This window comes from Bradyrhizobium sp. LjRoot220, from assembly GCF_964252915.1.
In the GTDB taxonomy this organism is placed as follows: Bacteria; Pseudomonadota; Alphaproteobacteria; order Rhizobiales; family Xanthobacteraceae; genus Bradyrhizobium.
The window spans coordinates 1,307,636-1,328,822 of record NZ_CAXUPS020000001.1 but is presented as its reverse complement, the minus strand read 5'-3'; the positions used below and the strand labels follow the sequence as shown (position 1 = coordinate 1,328,822).

Sequence of the window (21,187 nt, the reverse complement as noted above, 5' to 3'; positions counted from 1 at the left end):
GTTCGCAGGGACGACGATGATAGAGCTTCTTCCATGACATCCTCCCTCGCCGCCCGTATCGCTCTCGTCACCGGCGCCTCGCGCGGCATCGGCTATGCTACTGCGCGCGCGCTTGCCAGAGCCGGCGCGCATATCGTGGCGGTGGCGCGGACGCAGGGCGGGCTGGAAGAGCTCGACGACGAGATCCGAAAAGACGGCGGCAGCGCCACCCTGGTGCCGCTGAACGTCACCGACTCCGACGGCATCGCCCGGCTCGGCGCGGCGCTGCACGAGCGCCATGGCAAGCTCGACATCCTCGTCGGCAATGCCGGCGTCGCCGGCCCTTCGTCACCGCTTGGCCATATCGAGCTGAAGCCGTGGAATGACGTGATGGCGGTCAACGTCACCGCGAACTTTCAATTGATCCGCTGCATGGAGCCGCTATTGAGGCAATCCGACGCCGGCCGCGCGGTGTTCGTCACCTCGGGCGCCGCCAACAAGGCCAGCGCCTATGTCGGCCCCTACGCCGCCTCGAAAGCCGCCCTCGAAGCCTTGGCGCGCGCCTGGGCGCAGGAGACCGCGAGCACTAACCTGCGCGTCAATCTGTTCAGCCCCGGCCCGGTCCGCACCAAGATGCGCGCCATCGTATTTCCCGGCGAAGACCCGGCGACGCTGGATACGCCGGAGCAGGTCGCGGAATTCATCGTGCCGATGTGTTCGCCGGATTGGAACGAGACCGGCAAGCTGTATGATTACAAGACGCGTACGCTGATGAGCTTTCGCGCGCCGGCGTAGGCTCTCTCCACGTCATTGCGAGCGTAGCGAAGCAATCCATTCTTTCTTTGCTCGGATGGATGGATTGCTTCGCTGCGCTCGCAATGACGGTGTCAAACCGTTGACACCCACCCCTCCCCGCGATTGACTGCCCGCGCACGCGGGAGCAACCCGCCAAGAAGATCAAGGGAGAAAGCCGACATGGCGATGCATCATCGCGCGCGCTCGATACCTGCCATCCGACATCTCGGCAAAACCATTCTCGCAGGCATCACCGCGGCCATCCTGATCGGCATCGCCACGACGCCGCATTCCGCACTTGCCGGCGACATTCCCACCTTCGCGGTCGATGCGTCCTGGCCAAAACCGCTGCCGAACAACTGGATCCTCGGCCAGGTCGGCGGCATCAGTGCCGACGCGCAGGGGCACATCTGGGTACTTCAGCGTCCGCGCCCGCTGACCGACGATGAAAAGGCCGCGGCGCTCGACCCGCCCCGCACCAAATGCTGCGTCCCGGCGCCGCCGGTGCTGGAGTTCGACGCCGATGGCAATCTGCTGCGTTCATGGGGCGGACCGGGCGAAGGCTATCAATGGTTCGGCAACGAACACGGCATCGAGGTCGACGATCGCGGCTTTGTCTGGCTGACCGGCAACGCGACCAACGACAGCCAGATCCTGAAGTTCACGCAGGACGGCAAATTCGTTCTGCAGATCGGCAAGATCGCGCCACCCAAGGGCAGCAACGACACCACGCAACTGGGCAGGCCCGCCGAGGTTACGGTCGATACGGGCGCCAACGAAGTCTACATCGCCGACGGTTACGGCAACCGGCGCATCATCGTGTTCGACGCCACCACGGGCGCCTACAAGCGGCACTGGGGCGCCTACGGCAAACCGCCGAACGACGACAAGCAAGCGCCCTACGATCCAAAGGCACCGGTCTCGGAGCAATTCGGCAGTCCCGTACATTGCGTCAAAGTCGCCGATGACGGGCTGGTCTATGTCTGCGACCGCATCAATAATCGCATCCAGGTGTTCAAGAAGGATGGAACCTTCGTGAAAGAGTGGTTCTACGAGAAGAACACGCTCGCCAACGGCGCGGTCTGGGACGTCGTGATCTGGCCCGATTCGAAGCAGAGCTATCTGCTGAGCGCCGACGGCGCCAACAACGAAATCCGGGTGCTGAAGCGCGACGACGGTACGGTGGTCGGGACGTTTGGCCGCAGCGGCCGCAATGCCGGCCAGTTCCACTGGATTCACGCCATGGCCGTCGATTCCAAAGGCAACGTCTATACCGCCGAAGTCGACACCGGAAAGCGAATCCAGAAATTCAAGCTGACATCGGACGCGCTACGATAGGCGGATTGCCGCGATTATCCGGAACCACTAACACCCTCTCCGTCTTCTGCCGGGTATGGACCTCCCAAAGAAGGCCGCCCGGCGAACATAGATGGAGGAAATACATGACTGCACTTAGCGCGCGTCGCCTAGCCGCGTTGATCACCGTTGCTTGCGTCGGCGTTGCCGTGCCTGCCTACGCCCAAGACAAGACCGTCAAGATCGGCGTGTTGAACGACATGTCGAGCCTCTACGCCGATATCGGCGGCCCCAATTCGGTGGTCGCGGTCAAGATGGCGATCGAGGATTCCGGATTGCTCAAGAAGGGCTGGAAGGTCGACGTCGTCAGCGGCGATCACCAGAACAAGCCCGACGTCGGCGTCAACATCGCCAGGCAGTGGATCGACAACGACAAGGTCGATGCGATCGCCGATACGCCGAATTCCGGCGTGGCGCTCGCGGTCAGCAACCTCGCCAAGGAAAAGAACATCGCGCTGCTCAATTCGGGCGCCGCCACCGCCGATCTCACCGGCAAGGCCTGCACGCCGAACACCATCTCGTTCACCTACGACACCTACATGCTGGCCAACGGCACCGGCAAGGCGCTGACCAAATCCGGCGGCGACACCTGGTTCTTCCTGACCGCCGATTACGCCTTCGGCCACGCACTGGAGCGCGATACTTCCGCTGTCGTCACCGCCAATGGCGGTAAGCCGCTCGGCGGCGTCAAGCATCCGATCAACACCTCGGATTTCTCGTCGTTCCTGCTGCAGGCGCAGGCCTCCAAGTCCAAGGTGGTCGGGCTCGCCAACGCCGGCGGCGACACCACCAACGCAATCAAGCAGGCCTCCGAATTCGGCATCGTGGCCGGCGGCCAGAAGCTGGCCGCGCTGCTGCTGTTCATCAACGACGTGCATTCGCTGGGACTGAAGACCGCGCAAGGCCTGACCTTCACGGAATCGTTTTACTGGGATTTGAACGACCAGACCCGCGCCTTCTCGAAGCGGTTCGCCGCCCTGGCGAGCAAGAATGCGATGCCGTCGATGACGCAAGCCGGCAACTACGCGATGGTGCTGCATTATCTCAAGGCGATGGAAGCGCTCGGCGGCAATCCGCATGACGGCGCCAAGGTGATCGCCAAGATGAAGGAACTGCCGACCGACGATCCCCTGTTCGGCACAGGCCCGCTGCGCGCCGACGGCCGCCGCATCATCCCGGCCTATCTGTTCGAAGTGAAGAAGCCGGCAGAATCGAAGGGCCCGTGGGATTACTACAAGCAGATCGCCACGATCGCCCCGGAAGACGCCGCCAAGCCGCTGGAAGCGAGCGATTGTCCGCTGGTGAAGAAGTAAGAACCGGACGTAGGGTGGGCAAAGGCGCGCAAGCGCCGTGCCCACCATCTATCCGCACATGACTTGAGATGGTGGGCACGCTTCGCTTTGCCCACCCTACGATCGCTTTGCGCGCCCCGGAATGACTCGGGGTTAATCAACGCGGCAACAAATTGGTCTTGGCGAGGTCCAGAACCTCGTCGCCGCGGCCGCTCATCACCGCCCGCACCACCCACAGGCTGAAGCCCTTGACCTGTTCGGCGGTGATCGTGGGCGGCATCGACAATTCCTGGCGCGCCGTCACGACGTCGAGCACCGCCGGCCCGTCATGGGCCAATATTTCGCGGATCGCCTGCGGCAGATCGCCGGGATCCTCGACGCGCCGCGCATGAATGCCCATGGCGCGGGCCATCGCCGCGAAGTCGGGGTTTTCCAGATCGACCCCCGTTTCAATGAACCCGGACGCCTTCATCTCCAGCGCGACGAAGCCGAGCACGCCATTGTTGAAGATCACGACTTTTACCGGCAGCTTCATCTGCCGCAGCGTGATCAGGTCGCCCATCAGCATCGCGAATCCGCCGTCGCCGGACATCGACACCACCTGCCGCCCCGGCTGTGAGGCCTGGGCGCCGATCGCATGCGCCATCGCATTGGCCATCGAGCCGTGCACCCAGGATCCCAAAAGACGCCGGCGTCCGTTCATGCCGAGATAGCGCGCCGCCCAGATCGTCGGCGTGCCGACATCGGCCGTGAACACCGCGTCGTCGGAGGCCGCCTCGCCGAGCAGGCGCGCCAGATATTGCGGGTGGATCGGCTTGTGCCCCGGCGTCCCGCGCGCCAGTTCGTCCAGTCCGGCGCGGGCTTTCTTGTAGTGCGCCACGCTGTCGTCGAGATGGCGGCGATCATCCTTCGCCGTCAGTCTAGGCAGCAGCGCCTCGATCGTGGCGCCGACATCGCCGACAAGACCGAGATCGAGCTTGCAGCGGCGGCCGAGATTTTCGGGGCGGATGTCGACCTGCGCGATCTTCGCTCCCGTCGGCAGAAACTGCTTGTAGGGGAAATCGGTTCCCAGCATCAGCAAGACGTCGCAGGCGTGCATGGCGGCGTAGCCGGAAGAGAAGCCGATGAAGCCGGTCATGCCGACATCGTAGGGGTTGTCGAATTCGACGTGTTCCTTGCCGCCGAGCGCATGTACCATCGGGCTCTTGAGCTTGTCGGCGAGCCGCATCAGGCCGGGATGGGCGCCCGCGCAGCCGCGGCCGCAGAACAGCGTCACGCGCCTGGCGCCGTTGAGAAGCTCCGCCAGCGCCGCCAATTCCGTATCATCCGGCCGAACCACCGGTGGTTTCGGCAGCAGGCCGGCATTCGGTGAAATGCCGCGGCTCGGCGCCTTCTTAAGCGCGATGTCGCCAGGGATCACCAGCACGGCCACGCCGCGCCGGCCGACGGCCGCGCGGATCGCATTTTCCAGCACGTAAGGCAGCTGCGCCGGATCGGAGACGAGCTCGCAGTAATGACTGCATTCGCGGAATAATTCCTGCGGGTGAGTCTCCTGAAAATAGCCGCCGCCGATCTCGGCGGAAGGAACCTGCGCGGCGATGGCCAGCACCGGCGTGCGGCTGCGGTGCGCATCGAACAGCCCATTGATGAGATGGAGATTTCCCGGCCCGCACGAGCCCGCGCATACCGCGAGCGTGCCGGTGATTTGCGCCTCGCCCGAAGCTGCAAAGGCGGCGACTTCCTCATGGCGAACGTGAACCCAGTCGATCACCTCACGTTTGCGCAGCGCTTCGGTCAACCCGTTCAGGCTGTCCCCGACCACGCCGAATATCCGCTTCACGCCGGCCTGGATCAAGGTTTCCGCGATGAGGTCGGCGACGGTGTCGATCTGCATGATGGCCTCGCTCTGTTGGGGGAGCTTTCGGAACGTGAGCCATCAGATGTAGCGGGCCGGCCGCGCCCGAACAATTCAGGCTACCGTGATGTCGGCGGAACTCTATTTCCGCTCAGCGGCCGGATTCAAGCAGCGGGTTTGCCCGCCATGGTCCGCCACGCGACCACAAGCGCCAGCGCCAGCAGCGCCGCAGCCAACAGGAACGGCGCGCCGGGCATTTTCACCGGCGCAGCATCGCTGATGAAATAGGCAAAGATCAGCGTGAACAAAAAAGGCCCCACCATCTGGGCGACGCTGTTGACGCTGTTGGTGGCGCCCTGCAACTGGCCTTGCTGATCCGGCGCGACCAGTTGCGTGGTCAGCGACTGGATCGCCGCTCCGGCGATGCCCCAGAGCGCCATCACGGGAATGCCGACCCAAAACAGCGGACCGGTCGGCGCCGCGCCATAGATCAGGAAACCGAGCGCACCGCAGCCGAGCCCGAGCAACAGCGCGCGGCGTTCGCCAAGGCGCGAGACGATCGGTCCGACGCCTGCGCCCTGCACCACCATGGCACAGATGCCGACCAGCGCCAGCGTCAGGCCGACGGTCTTGGTGTCCCAGCCATATCGATAGGTCGCGTACAGCACGAAGGTCGAGGGCAGCACGACATGCGCGACCTGGCCGAAGAAATTCGCCCATGAGAGACCTGCGAGAATCCGGTTGGAGCGCAGCAGATGCAGCGCGCCGAGCGGATTGGCGCTCCTCCAGCGGAACGGCGAGCGCCGCTCCGGCGGCAACGACTCCGGCAGGATCAGCCAGCCGTAAAGCGTATTGGCAAAGCTCAGGCCTGCCGCGACCCAGAACGGCAGCCGCGGATCCATGTCGCCGAGAAGTCCGCCGACGGCGGGGCCGAGAATGAATCCGGCACCGAACGCCGCGCCGATCTTGCCGAACACGGCAGCGCGCCGCTCCGGCGGCGTCACGTCGGCGATGTAGGCAAAGGCCGTGGAGATACTGGCCGAGGTGATGCCCGAGATCACGCGGCCGATGAACAGCCACAGCAGCGACGGCGCCAATGCCATCAGCACGTAGTCCAGCGCCAGCCCGAAATTGGACAGCAGCACCACCGGCCGGCGGCCGAATCTATCCGACAAGGCGCCGAGGATCGGCGAGAAGATGAACTGCATCACCGCCCAGGCGGTGCCGAACAGTCCAAAGATCCGTGCGGCCGTGGCGGTATCGTTGTCGACGAAACTCTCCACGAGCTTCGGCAGGATCGGCAGGATCAGGCCGAGCGCGAACATGTCGAGCAGGATGGTGACAAAAATGAAGACGGCTGCGCCGCTGCGCACCGGCGGCATCCCGGCTGCGCGCTCGGTCGCCGCCTCGCTCATGACGGCCGCTTGCGCTTGTGGGCGAACGGATTGGCCTTCTCGCGCAGCATGATGCGGATCGGCGTGCCCGGCAGATCGAAGGCCTCACGCATGCTGTTGGTGAGATAACGCAGGTAGGACGTCGGTACCGCGTCGGCGCGCGAGCAGAACAGGATAAAACTCGGCGGCCGCGCCTTGGCTTGCGTGATGTAATTCAGCTTCAGCCGGCGGCCCGACACCGATGGCGGCGGATTGGCGTCGACCGCCTGCTCGAACCAGCGATTGAGCGCCGCCGTCGGCACCCGCTTGTTCCAGACCGCGTAGGCTTGTTCGATCGCGCTCATCAGCCGGTCGATGCCCTCGCCCATCAGCCCCGACACCGCCACGACCGGCGCGCCCTTCATCTGCGGCAGCAAGTGATCGACATCGGTACGCAGCGCCGAAACGAGGCTGCCCTTTTTCTCCATCAAATCCCATTTGTTGACGGCCAGCACGATCGCCCGCCCCTCGCGCTCGATCAGGTCGGCGATGCGCAGATCCTGCTCCTCGAACCGGTTCTGCGCGTCCATCATCATGACCACGACTTCGGCAAAGCGCACCGCGCGCAATGCGTCCGCCACCGAGAGCTTCTCCAGCTTCTCGTCGATCCGCGCCCGCCGCCGCAGGCCCGCGGTATCGAACACCCGGAAGTCGCGGCCCTGCCAGGTCACCTCGACCGAAATCGAATCGCGCGTGGTGCCGGCCTCGGCGCTGGTCAACAGCCGCTCCTCGCCCAGCAGGTAATTGATCAGGGTCGATTTGCCGGCGTTGGGACGGCCGACGATCGCAACCCGAATTGGGCGTTTGGCGAAATCCTCATCGGATTCGATGATGTCGTCATCGTCGAATTCCTCGCCCTCCTCGGTCGGATCCGGCATCAGCACGCGCAGCGCGTCGTAGAGATCGCTGAGGCCCTCGCCATGTTCGGCGGAAATCTGCACGGGATCGCCGAGCCCGAGCGCATAGGATTCCATCGCGCCGACCTCGCCGTGCCGGCCCTCGCTCTTGTTGGCGACCAGCACCACCGGCTTGTTGGCGCGGCGGGCGAAATCGGCAAAGGCGCGATCGTTCGGCGTCAGCCCGGCGCGTGCGTCGATCACGAACATCAGCGCGTCGGCCAGCGCAATCGCGGTTTCGGTCTGCTCCTGCATCCGCGCGGTGAGCGAGCCCTTGGCGCCTTCGTCGAGGCCGGCGGTATCGATCACGGTGAATTCGAGATCGCCGAGGCGCCCGCTGCCCTCGCGGCGGTCGCGGGTGACGCCGGGTTCGTCGTCGACGAGCGCCAGCTTCTGCCCGACCAGACGGTTGAACAGCGTCGATTTGCCGACATTGGGTCGGCCGATGATGGCAAACGTAAAGGGCATAAATAATCCAGACGCCCTTTTTGGAGGGCGTGTCAATCGAAGTTGGAAGAAGAGCGCTGTTCTATCAGAACAGCGCCCACATTATTGTTTGACGCGTTTTCTACCGCAGATAAGTCTACGCAATCTGCGCAAACTTGATTGCTATGCGAACCGGCGTCCACTTCGCTCGAAAACGCTATGGCTTTTAGCGCGTAAACGTACCGCTCGGCATCGGCGCCGGGAACGGTGTGGCGGATTGTTGGGTGGACTGCGCGGGCGCGGCCGATGAGGCCGCCGGCTGATCGGGCGGCGGCGCAGTGGTGCGCTTGCGCACGATCCGCTTCGGCTTCGGCGCCGGCGGCGCCGCGTTGGTGCCGCCCTCGTCCGTGGGCGCGGCATCGGGATCTGCGGCGGGTTCAGCCGCGGGCGCAGCGGCAACCGGGGCCGGCGCCTGCCTGCCTCTGGATCTTGACCCCTTCGATTGAGGTTCCTGCGGCGGCGGGGCGACCGCGGCCGTGGCGTTCGGATCCTCGATCTGCTGCTGGCGCGCGCCCTTGTAGAGATCCTTCGGCACGCCCTGCTCGAGACCGGGCACCCCGTCAGGGAAAACCGGCTTGCGCTCGCCCGGCAGCTTCTTCTTGGTGTCGAGGAAGTCGAGCATGTCGGTCGGATCGAAATTGCCCATGCTGCTACAGCCCGACAGCGCGCCGGAGAGCGCGATGAGGACGGTGGCTGCGATCAGACGGTGCGGGCGACGCATGCTCGTTTCTCGTTTATCTCGTTGGCCGGCTTAGCTGTCGTTAGCTCTTTGCAACCGGGGGAAGCAACGCTTGCAGCGCTTCGGCACGCGAGCGCAGGCTCGGTGGCGTCCCGCCGTCATTGGCAATCAGGTCCAGCCATTGCCGTGTCGCCGCAGCATCGTTGGCGCGCCAGGCCGACAGCGCCAGCAATTCGCGCGCGGAATGGCGAAAGGTCGCGTCCGGTCCGGCGGCCGCCTCGAGGCGCGCCTTCATGTCGGGATAGGAGATGGTTTCCAGCAGCAACTGGGCGGCGCGAATCCGCGCCAGATCCTGTTGCGCCACGCCGACGCTGCGATCCGCGGCAATCTCGTCGAACATCTTGGCGGCAGCCTGCTGGTCGCGGCTCGCGAGCTCCGCGGCCGTGCGCAGCCGCGCCAGCACGCGATATCCGGCCGGCGCCTTCGCCGCCAGATCGGCAAAGGCCGCCTCGGCTTCGGCGTGCTTGCCCGCCTCCGACAGTTCCGCAGCCTTGTCGAAGGCCGCACCGGCCTCGACCGCCTTCTTGGCTTCCAGATATTGGTAGCCACGCCAGCCGCCCACGGCGGCGATGACGAGGAGCGCCGCGGCAATGATAAAGATGGAATATTTGTCCCACAGCTTCTTGAGCTGATCGCGACGGACTTCCTCGTCGACTTCATTAAATAATTCAGACACTTAAGGCTATCCCATCCCCGCTGAGCCGCTGGCTGCGCGGCGGCGCCATGCGCCCGATCCCCGCATGGCGGCGGCGATACCCTAACGATATGGCGGTGGCAAGGCAAAGCGAGCCGGATCAAAGCGTTAACGCTGAAGGCGGCAGCCGGAAGCAAGTTGTCCCATGCCGCGCGCGTCCGGGAGTGCTGGGGGCATTCGGGAATATTGACTTCGCGGTTCAAAGCTTGGCGTAATCCGTCCGATTTTTGTTGGTTTTTCGTCTGATATTGCAGGTGCTTCATGCTTTGCCGCGCCCTGGTCGTCACGCTTGCCGTCGGGGCCGCCGCCCTGCCCGCATCCAGCCACGCCTACGACCTTAAGGCCAAGACGCCGGAGACGGCGTTCTCCGGCAAACAGCGGCCGGATATTTTGGGCATCTCGGCGGATTCCACCGCTGATTCCGCCCGCACGGTGCTGGAATCGTTCTTCAAGGGACGCAGCAACGCCACGTCAGACATCCAGCAGCAGAAGTTCGGCACTACCGCGATCAGCTTCATCTCGGCGCTGAATTTCAGCCTTCCCGCCGGGCCCGGCCAGAACGGCGAAGTGCTGAAGAGCAGCTTCTCCTCGCCCGCGAGCGGCAATCGCATTTATTTCCTGGCGCGCAACCTCACCTTTGCGAAGGACCAGCAGCCGGCGAAGGCCGACATGGTCAAGGACGTCATGGGCAAATACGGCGCGCCCACCATCGTCGGCGACCAGCATCTCTATTATATCTTTCGCAAGGGCTCGGTCATATCGGTCGGCACGAAATACAAGGAAGCCACCGCGATCGAGGCCATCGGCAAGCCGCTCGATCCCAAAGCCGCGCTCAAGCTCAACGGCGAAACCATCCGCGGCAGCTGCGTCGCGGTCGTCAAGCGGGCGCAGGCCAAGGAGAAAACGCTGGCCGCGATGCTCAGTGAAGCCAAGGGCGCCAATTGCGACGGCGTGCTGAGCGTGCAGCTGATACCTGGTGCTACGCCCGACCGGGTCGGGATCGCGCAGTTTTCGCTGTTGGACGTCAAGCGCGTGATCAGCGCGGCGGCGATCGACAATGATGCGCTTGCCGCGGAACAGAATGAACGCAATGCGATGCCGAAAGGCAGCGCGCCGAAGCTCTGATCGTCCGCCGATCGATTTGAGGCGTCGCGCAACGCGCAATCTCAGACCAGCAAATGGAATTCCTGCCAGGGGCTCCATTCGGTGCCGTCGCTGGCGCGTACCCAGAGATCGGCCGGGGCCGTTGCGGCCTGAAACGCGGCGTTTGCGAGCTGGGCGGCGGTAATGTCGATCGCCGAATTGACGCCCTGCGTAATCCCGTTCAACGTCCAGTGCCCGCTCGCGGGATCAGACGAGGAATCCCAGAGCTGATAGTTGGTGATGGCGTCGCCGTCGGGGTCGGTCGCTGTGAAGAACGAACTGGCCGCCACGGTTTGATGCGGCGCGGCAACGACGTTGGATGCCGTGACCACAGGCGCCAGGTCGACCGGCGCGTTGACCTGAAACGGCTTCCAGTCGCTCCACATCATTCCGTCATTGACGCGAACCCAGAGATCGTCGGTACCGGAGCCGCTTTGGAACGTGGTCTGGGCCAGCTCTGCCGCCGTGACATCGATCGCCACGCCGGCGGATTGCGCGATGCCGTTGACGCTCCAGTGCCCGCTGGCGGGATTTGCCGTCGAATCCCAGAATTGATAGGCCGCGATGGCATCGTTCTCGGCGTCGACCACCGAGAACAACGTCGAAGCAGCGATGTTCTGGTTGTGGCTCGCGGTGAAATCGGACACCACGGCGATTGGCGCAGTGTCGACCGGAGCGGTGACGTGAAATTCGGACCACGTGCTCCACATGAACCCGTCGAACGCGCGGACCCAGAGCTGATCGATGCCCGAGCCGCTTTGGAAGGAAGTGGTCGCAAGTTCGCCAGCCGTGACCTCGATCGCCACGCCGCTCTGCGTCGCAACGCCGTTCAGCATCCAGTGGCCACTGCTGGCATCGGTGGTCGAATCCCAGAATTCGTACCGGGTCATCGGGTCGCCATCGACGTCGTTGGCGGCAAACAGGCTCGCAGCATCAAGGGATTGGCCATGCGTTGCAGCGGTGTCGTGGCCGATAACATGGGGCGCGTGGCCCAATGGCGCCGAAGCAACCTGCGTTACATCCACGGTGAAGCGTTGCCATGCGCCCCACTCCATGCCGTCAAACGCACGTGCATACAACACGTCGGAAATGTTGGTGCCGGCGTGGAACGAAGTTTGCGAGAGCTGATCTGCCGTGATCTCAATGGCCGCATTGGTTGCCTGCGCGACGCCGTTCACAACCCAGTGGCCGCTGGACGGATCTGTGGTCGAATCCCACAACTGATATTTGGTGATGGCATCGCCATCGAGATCCGTCGCTGCGAGGAGCAGAGACACTGAAGCTGTATCGTCGCTTATCATCGCGGCAGGTGAGACCGAAACCAGCGGCGCCTGGTTGACGTACGGACTGGCGGTAAACCGCTGCCACGCCCCCCACTCGGCGCCGTCATTGGCCCGCACGTAGAGCGTATCCGTCGCCGAGCCGAACACGTAGCTCATCTGGGAGAGTTGGCCGGCGGCGATATCGATCTCGGCCTTGGCGGACATCACGACGCCATTGAGCAGCCAGTGCCCGTTGCCCTCGGTGTCCCAGAATGAATACCGGGTAACGCTGTCACCGTCCGCGTCCGTTACGCCAAACAGATCGCTGGCGAGGACCGAATTCTGGCCATGCGCGGCGGTGACATTGGAAGCGTCCACAACGGGCGCTTGATTGAGCGGCGCCGTAACCAGGAATGCGGCCCAATCGCTCCACTCCCGGCCGTCGAAGGCCCGGACCCAGAGATCGTCAGCGCCCGATCCACTCTGGAAATTGAGATTTGCGAGTTCACTGGCGCTAACTTCGATGGCCACGTTGCTCTGCGTTGCAACGCCGTTCAGAACCCAGTTGCCGCTCGCGGCGCCGGCTGTGGAATCCCACACTTCATACCAGGTGATCTGGTCGCCATCGACATCCCCAATTGAAAACAAGGTCGACGCGGCCAGGCTTTCGCCGTGCAAGGCCATGGTGTCGTGGGGTTGGACGACCGGGGCGTGGTTGGGAAAGGGTCCCGGATAGTCGCCGTCCAGTGGCACGCTGATCGTAAAGGATTGCCACTCACCCCACGCCATGCCGTCAAACGCGCGGACATAAAGTACTTCGAGGCCGGTAATGGCGGTGTGAAACGACGTATGGGCGAGTTGATCGGCCCTAACATCGATGGCCGTCCCGGTCCCCTGCGCAACGCCGTTAACGACCCAATGACCGCTCTTCGATCCCGGCGTCGAATCCCACAACTGGTACTTGGTGATGGCATCGCCGTCCGCATCAGATGCAGCGAACAATTGAGTAGCCGCAACCGACGAATCGAACCTGGCCATGACCGGCTGGGCGGTCACGACGGGCGCATGGTCAACGTGCGGGCTGATGCCGATGGCCTGCCAGCCTCCCCAGACCAGAGCAACCTGGCCGCTGACTTGGAGCGTTCCGGCTAGCGAGCCAAACACGTAGCTGGCCTGCCATAACTGCGCGCCGGTAATATGGATCTGGCTGTTGACCGCCTGGATTGCCCCGTTGATGACCCAGTGCCCATCGCCGTGGGTATTCCAGAGCGTGTATGCGGTTACGAAATTGCCATCGACATCCGTCGCCCCGAACAGATCAAAAGCGCTGACCGAGATTTGGCCGCGCTTTGCCGTCACATGCGATTTGACTGCCAGAACTGGCGCAAAACCGATCATAGGAAACAGGGGCCCCACGCAATTCAGGAATGATTATGCATAACGGGATGGCAATAAACGCGATTAACAAACTATCAACTATTGGGAACAATTGAAGCCCTGCAGCGCGCCGGTCGGACTTATTGCAGCGTTTACAGTTAATTGCGAAAATTCATTCACATCCGGCACGAACTGCCGGCAACGTTACTGCGCCGCCGCCCAGGCCTCGCGCAGCTGCCGCTTCAGCACCTTGCCATTGGCGTTGCGCGGCAGTGGCTCGGTGGTGACGTCGATGGTTTCCGGCACCTTGTAGTCCGACAAGCGCTCGGCGCACCAGGCGCGCAGATCGGCGACACTGGCCTCGCCCCTCGTCACCACGACGGCGTGGACGCGTTCGCCCAGCACCGGGCACGGCTTGGCGATAATCGCGCTCTCGAGCACGTCGGGGTGGCCTGACAACACAGACTCGACCTCGGCGGAATAGATCTTCAGGCCGCCGCGATTAATCATGTCCTTCTGGCGGTCGAACACGCGCACGAAATTTGCCTCATCGATCGAACCGAGATCGCCGGAATGCCAGAAACCGGCGGTAAAACTTTCCACCGTGGCCTTCGGGTTGTTCCAGTAGCCCTTGATGACCGAGCCGCCGTGAATCCAGATTTCGCCGACCTCGCCGCGCGGCAGTTCGTGGCCGTCCGGGTCGACGACGATGATCTGCGCGCCCGGACAGGGCAATCCGACGCTGTCGATATGCTGCGCGGTCAACTCGCCCGGCATCATGGTCGACGGCGAAGTGGTCTCGGTCGCGCCGTAGCAATTCGCCAGCCTGAGGCCCGGTATCTTGGCCGCCAGCCGTTCGATCGTCGCGATCGGCATCGGCGCGCCGCCAAAGCCGCCGATCCGCCAGCTCGACAGATCGGTGCTGTCGAAATCCGGCTGCAGCAGGCAGAGATTGTACATCGCCGGCACCATCACGGTGTAGGTGACGCGCTCGCGCGCCGCGAGCTTCAGATACTCCGCGGCCTTGAACTCCGGCATCACGATCAGCGTGCCCGCGCAGCGAACCATGGTCATGATATTGGCGACCACGCCGGTGACATGCCCGAGCGGCACCGCGGCAATCGAGCGATCCGCCGCGGTCAACTGCAGGCAGGACACGAAGACCATCGACGAATGGATGATATTGCAGTGCGCGAGCATCGCACCCTTCGGCTTTCCCGTGGTGCCCGACGTGTAGAGGATCATCGCGGTATCTTCTTCGCCGACCTCGGCAGGCGTTGCCGAGGCTGCGTGATCCAGCAGAGCGGCAAACTGCGAGGTGCTGCCGTCGTCGACCGACATCCGATGCTTGAGATCAGGCACATCACGCGCATCGGGCAGGCGATCGGCGAGCGTCGCCTCGTGAATCAGGAGCTTGGCGCCGGAATCGGTCAGCACATAGGCGATCTCGGGCTTTTGCTGGCGGGTCGACAGCAGCACCGTCACCAGCCCGGCATGGGCGGCGGCGAACATCGTCAGTACGAATTCGGTGCGGTTGCCGAGCAACACCGCGATGCGGTCTCCCGGCTGCAATCCGAGCCGCTGGAACCCGGCCGCAATCCGTGCCGATTGGGAGGCGACGTCGCGCCAGTTCATGCGGCGATCACCGCAGATCAACGCCTCGCCGTCAGGATTCCGCTCCGCGGCCTGCGATATCATTGCCCAGATCGTGGCGGGCCGATCGCAGAACGCCGGCACCACGCGATCGCCGAAGCGGGTCTCGAGCCGCATCGCCGGAATAGGATGTTGCGACCAGTCCAACGCTAGACTCCAACCACGGGGACGCCGATCACGACCGGATGGAACGCGAATGCGAGCGCGAGGTAGGCGACGACCCCGACTGCGATCGCGATCATATCGTTGCCGGGACCGCCGACCGGGATCGGTGGCCCGCCGGCGTCCGCACGGCGTTTCAGCGAGATGCGGTCGAACACCGCCCACGCCAGGAACGAGCCGAACAAAATGATCGAGCCGAGATCGCCGTTGGCGAGCAGGTGCGCGGCCGCCCATAATTTGACGCCGGTCAGCATCGGATGCTTCAGCGTGGTGTAGATCCGGCCGCGCATGTAGGCGGCGACGACGAGAATGATCGCGGGCAGCATCAGGGCTACGGCGATGTGCTTGAACGCGGTCGGCGGGCTCCAGACCTCGATCCAGCCCGTGGCGCGGTAACTGGCAAAGCCCCAAATGACCAGCGCCAGACCCGCGACCGAGGCCAGCGCATAGCCGATCTTGTAGCCGCCCTCGCCCACCGAGCCGATGATCCGTGCGCGCAATTCGCGTTGCGTGGTCAGCGTGTGGACGCCGAGAAACAGCACCAGGCCCAGGATCATCACCAGCAGTCCCATGATGTCGCTCTCCCTGCGCGCCTTGGCTGAACCCCTCGCCTATCATTTATAAGGCTCGGAGCGCAATGCGCTACCCGCCGCCGCGTCTCACGGCTTCTCGGCTTGCTTGCCCAAATCGCGATTATCGACATAGCGGATCGCGATCGGGCGCCCGGCCAGTGCGCCGCCGAGTTCGTCGGTGAATTTCAGCGGCTTGCAGGCATCGAGCGAGGCGTTGATCGCTTTTAAGTAGGTGGCGCGGGTATCAGCCGATACGCCGGCGGTGGCGAAGGTCAGCCGGGGTGCTGCGATGATTTCGCCGGATCGCTTGAAGCTGAAGCGCACCGAGATCTGCATGCCCTCGCGCGCGCTGTCGGCCGGCGGCGGGGTCCAGCAGGATCGCAGCGCCGCAAAGAGATCGCCGATGTTGTCGAGGTCGTGGTCAGGCTTTTGGTATTTCGCCGCCTGGTCCTTTGGCGGCACGCTTTCGATCGTCAGTTGCAGGTTCTGGCCGTAGGGATAATCGATCTCGGGAATGCACGGGCCATCGTTGAACACGCTGCAGAACGACGGCGTGCAGGGCTGGCCGTCGAGCACCCTGCAGGGCGCATGCGAAAACGGCGTGGCATCAATCTGACGCCGTGACTGGGCGTCGGCGGCGCTGATTGCCGCGAACGCCAAGACAAACGTCAAGGTCAGGCAGAGGATGATGCGCCGGAGCATGCACCGGTTTACCTAAAGAGCGGTCCAATCAAGTTGGTCCGCGCTTTGGTCGGGTTCAAGCCGGTCCGCGTTCACATCCCCGCGTTCATTTCCCTGATATCATCGCCGAAAGTTCCGCGATCAGCGCTTTTTCGCTGGGTTGGTCGAGGATACCGGTCGCATACAGCGAAATACCGCCATAGAGCGTGATGTAGATCTTCATCACGGCGCGGCGCCGCGCGGCCGGGGTTTCGATATCCTGGCAGAATATCCGCATCGCCTGCGTGATGACCCCGTGGACGGCGGTCTGCAGCTGCGGGTTATGCTTCATCGTCGCATGCGGGCGGCTGGTCATCAGCGCATAGAGCGCGCGGTTGGCCAGTGCGAAGCGGACGTATTTCGCGGTGTAGTCCTCCGGCGTGTTCGCCTTGACCAGAATCGCGGCCAGCCGGTTGTAGGCCTCGGTGGCGACCGCATCGAGCAGCGCCTCGCGGTCCCTGAAATGGTTATACAGCGAGCGGTGCGCGACGCCGACGGCGTCGGCGACCGCGCGCAGGCTCAACTGCTCATGGCCGGCTCTGGCCACCAGACGGGTGGCGGCTTTCAGCGTGGCTGATTTCAGGTTGCCGTGGCGATAGGTCGCCCGGCGCGGCACAGCGGTCATGCCCCTTCATACAAAGGCGTTGGCCGCGACGCCACTGTCGCGGCGCACGATTTTCCTCGCTTACGCCGATGCACGGTTCTTGACGCGATCCTCGCCATATTGCGCGGTGATGTCCTCGTCGATCATGCCGCGGATCATCTTGATCACAGCGCCGCGTGCCCGGGCCTTGGTGGCGGCATGGGCGGCCATGTTGAGCGTCGTAAGCTTCTCGGCCGCCTCCTCCGCGCTGCGCTCCAGCGCGTCAGCCGGCACCATGCGGTCGAAGAAGCCGGCGGTGACGGCTTCCGCCGGCCCGAACATTTCCGCCGTCATCACGACGCGGCTGAAATAGGCCGGCGTCAGCCGCTGCCGGGCGATCTCGATGGCAAACCGCGGCACCGTGAGCCCGATCGCGACCTCGTTCATGCCGATCTTGTAATTGCCCTCGGCGGCGATGCGATGGTCGCTGGACATGATCAGGAACGCCCCCATCGGATAGGCGTTGCCCTGGCAGGCCGCGACCACCGGGGTCGGAAACGACAGGATCCGCAGTGCCAGTTCGGCGCCGGCCTTCAGCATCAAATACTGCTCCTCGGCGCTGCCCCTGGCGAAGACGTTGAGGTCGAAACCACCGGAAAAGTGCTTGCCGCGCGCCTTCAGGATCACGACGGTTTTGTCGTTTTCCGCCTGGTCGAACGCCGCATGCAGCGCGTTCAGCATCGCCAGCGACATCACATTGGCCTTGCCGTCGTCCATCACGATGGTGCCGACGGAGCCTATGCGGGAATAGGTCGCAAGATCAGTCATGTTGGCCTCCCTGGTTTATAAGCATCCATTGGATACTTTAGCTGACAGACGCGCAAGACCGGCCTGGTGCAGCTAGACTAAATGCATACGGGCATCCACTGGATGCATAAGTGGTGAAGTAGAGCCACAACACAGGTGTCATCACCCGCGAAAGCGGGTGATCCAGTATTCCAGAGACGATCGTTGATTGATCGAGAGGCCGCGGCGTACTGGGTCCCCGGTCAAGCCGGGGACGACAAGAATGGGGCCGCGCGGCCCCTCACCCCTTCTTCTTCACATCCTTGATGTGGGAAAACACGACGCCCTCGGCGCGTTCTTTGGTATAGCCCAAATAGAACTCGTTCTTGGCGAGGAACACCGGATCGCCATCGACGTCGTCGGCGACGCCGGAACCGTTGGCCGAGATGAACGCGTCGAGCTTCTTGCGGTCGTCGGAAGAGATCCAGCGCGCCAGCTGGAATTCCGAGACTTCGAATTCGACCGGCAACGAATATTCGGCATCGAGCCGCGCTTTGAGCACGTCGAGCTGCAGCGGACCGACCACGCCGACCAGCGCCGGCGCGCCGTCGCGCGGGCGGAACACCTGCACGACGCCCTCCTCCGACATCTGCTGCAAGGCTTCCTTCAGCTTCTTGGCCTTCATCGCATCGGTCAGCCGGACGCGGCGGACGATTTCCGGCGCAAAGCTCGGCACGCCGACGAAAGTGAGGTCCTCGCCCTCGGTCAGTGTGTCGCCGATCCGCAAGGTGCCGTGATTGGGAATGCCGACGACGTCGCCGGCAAAGGCTTCGTCCGCCACCGAGCGGTCCTGGGCAAAGAAGAACTGCGGCGAGGACAGCGACATGTTCTTGCCGGTGCGCACCAGTTTCGCCTTCATGCCGCGGCTGAGCTTACCGGAGCACAGCCGCGCGAACGCGATGCGGTCGCGGTGGTTCGGATCCATGTTGGCCTGGATCTTGAACACGAAGGCGCTCATGCGCGGCTCTGATGCCTCGACCTTGCGCAAATTGCTTTCCTGCGCGCGCGGCTCCGGCGCGAAGCGCCCGAGGCCTTCGAGGAGATCGCCGACGCCGAAATTGCGCAGCGCGCTGCCGAAATAGACCGGCGTCAGATGGCCCTCGCGGAACGCCTCCAGCTCAAACGGCTTGCAGGCCTCCGAGACCAGCGCGAGCTCGTCCTTGACCTCGGCAACGTCGAGATTGGCGCTGCGGCCGGCGAGATCAGCGATGTCGATCTGCTGCGCCGCGCCGGTCTTGGCGCCGCCGCCCTCCAGCAGGCGCACGCCGCCGGTAGCGATATCGTAGGTGCCGAGGAAATCGCGGCCGCGGCCGACCGGCCAGGTCATCGGCGTGGTGTCGAGCGCCAGCGTCTTCTCGATTTCATCGAGCAATTCGAAGGTGTCGCGGCTCTCGCGGTCCATCTTGTTGATGAAGGTGATGATCGGAATATCGCGCAGGCGACAGACTTCGAACAGCTTTCGCGTCCGCGCCTCGATGCCCTTGGCGGCGTCGATCACCATGACCGCGGAATCGACCGCCGTCAGCGTACGATAAGTGTCTTCCGAAAAGTCCTCGTGGCCCGGCGTATCCAGCAAGTTGAACACGAGTCCATCGAATTCGAAGGTCATCACCGAGGTCACGACCGAGATGCCGCGTTCGCGCTCGATCTTCATCCAGTCGGAACGGGTGTTGCGGCGTTCGCCCTTGGCCTTGACCTGGCCGGCAAGGTTGATGGCGCCACCGAACAGCAGCAGCTTTTCGGTCAGCGTGGTCTTGCCGGCGTCCGGGTGGGAAATGATGGCAAAGGTCCGCCGCCGCGCCACTTCATCTGAAAGCGGCGACCGGGACGGCGATTCGGCTGGAACGGCAATGTCGGACATGAATCGAGCGTTTGGCAGGGAAAACGGGCGCAATCAAGGGCGAATTGGCAATTGCCGAAGCCGGATGCAAGCCCCATATCGAGCCCGGAAGGACGGCCTTCCGATCAACACCATGCGCGGGGACGACCCTGCCTTATCTGGAGGGTTTGTCATGGCTTGGGCTGTGTTGTTCACCGCCGGTCTCCTGGAAATCGGCTGGGCCATCGGCCTCAAATACACCGAAGGTTTTACCCGGCTGGTGCCGTCGGCGCTGACCTTGGCGGCGATGGCCGGGAGCATCCTCCTGCTCGGGCTGGCACTGAAGACCCTGCCGATTGGAACGGCGTATGCGGTCTGGACCGGCATCGGGGCCGTCGGCACGGCCATCCTTGGCATCGCGCTGTTCGGCGAACCCGCCACCGCCGCCCGCCTCGCCAGCATTGGGCTGATCGTTGCCGGTATCGTCGGGCTCAAGCTGGTCACCTGATCAGCGCAGCAGCACCACCGCCCAATAGGTGGCCGCCGCCACGATTCCCGAGGCCGGGATGGTGATGACCCAGGCATAGACGATCGAACTTGCCACGTTCCAGCGCACCGCCGAGACCCGCCGCGCGGCGCCGACGCCGACAATGGAGCCGGTGATGGTATGGGTGGTGGAAACGGGAACCCCGAGCCAGGTCGCCATGAACAGGGTCGCGGCGCCGCCGGTTTCCGCGCAAAAACCCTGCATCGGCGTCAGCTTGGTGATCCGCAATCCCATGGTGCGAACAATGCGCCAGCCGCCCATCAGCGTGCCGAGACCCATGGCCGCCTGGCACGCGAGCACCACCCAGAACGGGATCGAGAAGGTGGTGCCAAGATGCCCCTGCGAATAGAGCAGCACCGCGATGATGCCCATGGTCTTCTGCGCGTCGTTGCCGCCATGGCCGAGCGAATACAGCGAAGCCGAGACGAATTGCAGGATGCGAAAAGCACGGTCGACCGCGAACGGCGTCGAGCGCACCGAGAGCCAGGACACGATCGCGACCAGCACCAGTGCCAGCAGGAATCCGACCAGCGGCGACAGCACGATCGCCAGCAGCGTCTTGGAGAGCCCGCTCCAGACCGCCGCGGACAGGCCTGCCTTGGCGATCCCGCCGCCGAGCAGGCCGCCGATCAGCGCATGCGAACTGGACGAGGGAATGCCGAGCCCCCAGGTGATCAGGTTCCAGACGATGGCGCCGACCAGCGCGGCAAAGATCACCGTCGCATCGACAATGCTGGGCTCGATGATGCCGGTTCCGATGGTGTTGGCGACGTGAAGGCCGAAAAAGAGAAAGGCGATGAAGTTGAAGAACGCGGCCCACAACACCGCATATTGCGGGCGCAGCACGCGGGTCGATACGATCGTGGCGATCGAATTGGCGGCGTCGTGCAATCCGTTGAGGAAGTCGAACAGCAGCGCGACCGCAATCAATGCGAACAGAATGGGCAGGCCAAGCGCAGCATCCACGTGTTGGCCCTG

General features: G+C 63.9%; 18 protein-coding genes. 5 read left to right on the top strand and 13 right to left on the bottom strand.

What is annotated here, in order from left to right:
* The first annotated feature begins 33 nt into the window (after positions 1-33).
* The 3 genes from ACSQ84_RS05705 (at position 34) to ACSQ84_RS05695 (ending at position 3,443) form a co-directional block, all read left to right on the top strand.
* On the top strand, positions 34-774 hold the full coding sequence (locus ACSQ84_RS05705) for an SDR family NAD(P)-dependent oxidoreductase (protein ID WP_436210643.1): 741 nt from the start codon (positions 34-36) through the stop codon (positions 772-774).
* 180 nt (positions 775-954) lie between these two features.
* Positions 955-2,112 (top strand): hypothetical protein, encoded by a 1,158-nt coding sequence (locus ACSQ84_RS05700; protein ID WP_436210642.1) that lies wholly within the window; start codon positions 955-957, stop codon positions 2,110-2,112.
* Between the two features lie 104 nt (positions 2,113-2,216).
* Complete coding sequence (locus ACSQ84_RS05695) at positions 2,217-3,443, top strand: ABC transporter substrate-binding protein (RefSeq protein WP_436210641.1); 1,227 nt, start codon at positions 2,217-2,219, stop codon at positions 3,441-3,443.
* 136 nt (positions 3,444-3,579) lie between these two features.
* Here ACSQ84_RS05695 and poxB read toward each other — a convergent pair whose 3' ends face one another.
* The 5 genes from poxB to ACSQ84_RS05670 all read right to left on the bottom strand — a co-directional run bounded on the left by poxB (position 3,580) and on the right by ACSQ84_RS05670 (position 9,507).
* Entirely contained in the window at positions 3,580-5,316 is a 1,737-nt protein-coding gene (poxB, locus tag ACSQ84_RS05690; RefSeq protein ID WP_436210640.1) for a ubiquinone-dependent pyruvate dehydrogenase, read from the bottom strand.
* A gap of 125 nt (positions 5,317-5,441) precedes the next feature.
* Positions 5,442-6,692, bottom strand: coding sequence for a TCR/Tet family MFS transporter (locus ACSQ84_RS05685; protein WP_436210639.1), 1,251 nt, complete (start codon positions 6,690-6,692; stop codon positions 5,442-5,444).
* Positions 6,689-8,074, bottom strand: a complete 1,386-nt coding sequence (gene der / locus ACSQ84_RS05680; RefSeq protein ID WP_436210638.1) for a ribosome biogenesis GTPase Der — start codon at positions 8,072-8,074, stop codon at positions 6,689-6,691. The genes ACSQ84_RS05685 and der overlap by 4 nt, the downstream gene beginning before the upstream one ends.
* A gap of 184 nt (positions 8,075-8,258) precedes the next feature.
* Entirely contained in the window at positions 8,259-8,813 is a 555-nt protein-coding gene (locus tag ACSQ84_RS05675; protein ID WP_436210637.1) for a hypothetical protein, read from the bottom strand.
* Between the two features lie 40 nt (positions 8,814-8,853).
* Complete coding sequence (locus ACSQ84_RS05670) at positions 8,854-9,507, bottom strand: tetratricopeptide repeat protein (RefSeq protein WP_436210636.1); 654 nt, start codon at positions 9,505-9,507, stop codon at positions 8,854-8,856.
* Positions 9,508-9,786: 279 nt separating this feature from the next.
* On the opposite strand from ACSQ84_RS05670, the gene ACSQ84_RS05665 reads away from it, so the two are divergent.
* A complete protein-coding gene (locus tag ACSQ84_RS05665) occupies positions 9,787-10,650 on the top strand; it encodes a hypothetical protein (RefSeq protein ID WP_436210635.1) in 864 nt (287 codons plus the stop codon).
* 41 nt (positions 10,651-10,691) lie between these two features.
* Here the strand turns inward: ACSQ84_RS05665 and ACSQ84_RS05660 are convergent, their stop codons facing one another.
* The 7 genes from ACSQ84_RS05660 to ACSQ84_RS05630 form a co-directional block, all read right to left on the bottom strand.
* On the bottom strand, positions 10,692-13,328 hold the full coding sequence (locus ACSQ84_RS05660) for a hypothetical protein (RefSeq protein ID WP_436210634.1): 2,637 nt from the start codon (positions 13,326-13,328) through the stop codon (positions 10,692-10,694).
* Positions 13,329-13,511: 183 nt separating this feature from the next.
* Positions 13,512-15,107, bottom strand: a complete 1,596-nt coding sequence (locus ACSQ84_RS05655; protein WP_436210633.1) for a class I adenylate-forming enzyme family protein — start codon at positions 15,105-15,107, stop codon at positions 13,512-13,514.
* A gap of 2 nt (positions 15,108-15,109) precedes the next feature.
* The gene (locus ACSQ84_RS05650; RefSeq protein ID WP_436210632.1) at positions 15,110-15,694 is read right to left on the bottom strand and encodes an NnrU family protein; all 585 of its coding nucleotides are present in this window, start codon (positions 15,692-15,694) and stop codon (positions 15,110-15,112) included.
* A gap of 87 nt (positions 15,695-15,781) precedes the next feature.
* Positions 15,782-16,396 (bottom strand): hypothetical protein, encoded by a 615-nt coding sequence (locus ACSQ84_RS05645; protein WP_436210631.1) that lies wholly within the window; start codon positions 16,394-16,396, stop codon positions 15,782-15,784.
* Between the two features lie 85 nt (positions 16,397-16,481).
* On the bottom strand, positions 16,482-17,039 hold the full coding sequence (locus ACSQ84_RS05640) for a TetR/AcrR family transcriptional regulator (RefSeq protein ID WP_436210630.1): 558 nt from the start codon (positions 17,037-17,039) through the stop codon (positions 16,482-16,484).
* A 60-nt stretch (positions 17,040-17,099) separates the two neighbouring features.
* Positions 17,100-17,825 carry a crotonase/enoyl-CoA hydratase family protein gene (locus tag ACSQ84_RS05635; RefSeq protein ID WP_436210629.1) on the bottom strand — a complete coding sequence of 242 codons (726 nt, stop codon included), beginning with the start codon at positions 17,823-17,825 and terminating at the stop codon, positions 17,100-17,102.
* A gap of 259 nt (positions 17,826-18,084) precedes the next feature.
* Entirely contained in the window at positions 18,085-19,704 is a 1,620-nt protein-coding gene (locus tag ACSQ84_RS05630; RefSeq protein WP_436210628.1) for a peptide chain release factor 3, read from the bottom strand.
* Positions 19,705-19,855: 151 nt separating this feature from the next.
* Between ACSQ84_RS05630 and sugE the strand changes: the two genes are divergently transcribed.
* Positions 19,856-20,170, top strand: a complete 315-nt coding sequence (sugE, locus tag ACSQ84_RS05625) for a quaternary ammonium compound efflux SMR transporter SugE (RefSeq protein WP_212034055.1) — start codon at positions 19,856-19,858, stop codon at positions 20,168-20,170.
* On the opposite strand, the gene ACSQ84_RS05620 is transcribed toward sugE, so the two are convergent.
* Complete coding sequence (locus tag ACSQ84_RS05620) at positions 20,171-21,175, bottom strand: anion permease (protein ID WP_436210627.1); 1,005 nt, start codon at positions 21,173-21,175, stop codon at positions 20,171-20,173.
* Positions 21,176-21,187 lie beyond the last annotated feature (12 nt).

Excerpts from the sequence above, each read along its gene's own strand:
- ACSQ84_RS05705 (WP_436210643.1), top strand. The coding sequence starts at position 34 with ATGACATCCTCCCTCGCCGCCCGTATCGCTCTCGTCACCGGCGCCTCG.
- ACSQ84_RS05700 (WP_436210642.1), top strand. The coding sequence starts at position 955 with ATGGCGATGCATCATCGCGCGCGCTCGATACCTGCCATCCGACATCTC.
- ACSQ84_RS05695 (WP_436210641.1), top strand. The coding sequence starts at position 2,217 with ATGACTGCACTTAGCGCGCGTCGCCTAGCCGCGTTGATCACCGTTGCT.
- poxB (WP_436210640.1), bottom strand. The coding sequence starts at position 5,316 with ATGCAGATCGACACCGTCGCCGACCTCATCGCGGAAACCTTGATCCAG.
- ACSQ84_RS05685 (WP_436210639.1), bottom strand. The coding sequence starts at position 6,692 with ATGAGCGAGGCGGCGACCGAGCGCGCAGCCGGGATGCCGCCGGTGCGC.
- der (WP_436210638.1), bottom strand. The coding sequence starts at position 8,074 with ATGCCCTTTACGTTTGCCATCATCGGCCGACCCAATGTCGGCAAATCG.
- ACSQ84_RS05675 (WP_436210637.1), bottom strand. The coding sequence starts at position 8,813 with ATGCGTCGCCCGCACCGTCTGATCGCAGCCACCGTCCTCATCGCGCTC.
- ACSQ84_RS05665 (WP_436210635.1), top strand. The coding sequence starts at position 9,787 with ATGCTTTGCCGCGCCCTGGTCGTCACGCTTGCCGTCGGGGCCGCCGCC.
- ACSQ84_RS05660 (WP_436210634.1), bottom strand. The coding sequence starts at position 13,328 with ATGATCGGTTTTGCGCCAGTTCTGGCAGTCAAATCGCATGTGACGGCA.
- ACSQ84_RS05650 (WP_436210632.1), bottom strand. The coding sequence starts at position 15,694 with ATGGGACTGCTGGTGATGATCCTGGGCCTGGTGCTGTTTCTCGGCGTC.
- ACSQ84_RS05645 (WP_436210631.1), bottom strand. The coding sequence starts at position 16,396 with ATGCTCCGGCGCATCATCCTCTGCCTGACCTTGACGTTTGTCTTGGCG.
- ACSQ84_RS05640 (WP_436210630.1), bottom strand. The coding sequence starts at position 17,039 with ATGACCGCTGTGCCGCGCCGGGCGACCTATCGCCACGGCAACCTGAAA.
- ACSQ84_RS05635 (WP_436210629.1), bottom strand. The coding sequence starts at position 17,825 with ATGACTGATCTTGCGACCTATTCCCGCATAGGCTCCGTCGGCACCATC.
- ACSQ84_RS05630 (WP_436210628.1), bottom strand. The coding sequence starts at position 19,704 with ATGTCCGACATTGCCGTTCCAGCCGAATCGCCGTCCCGGTCGCCGCTT.
- sugE (WP_212034055.1), top strand. The coding sequence starts at position 19,856 with ATGGCTTGGGCTGTGTTGTTCACCGCCGGTCTCCTGGAAATCGGCTGG.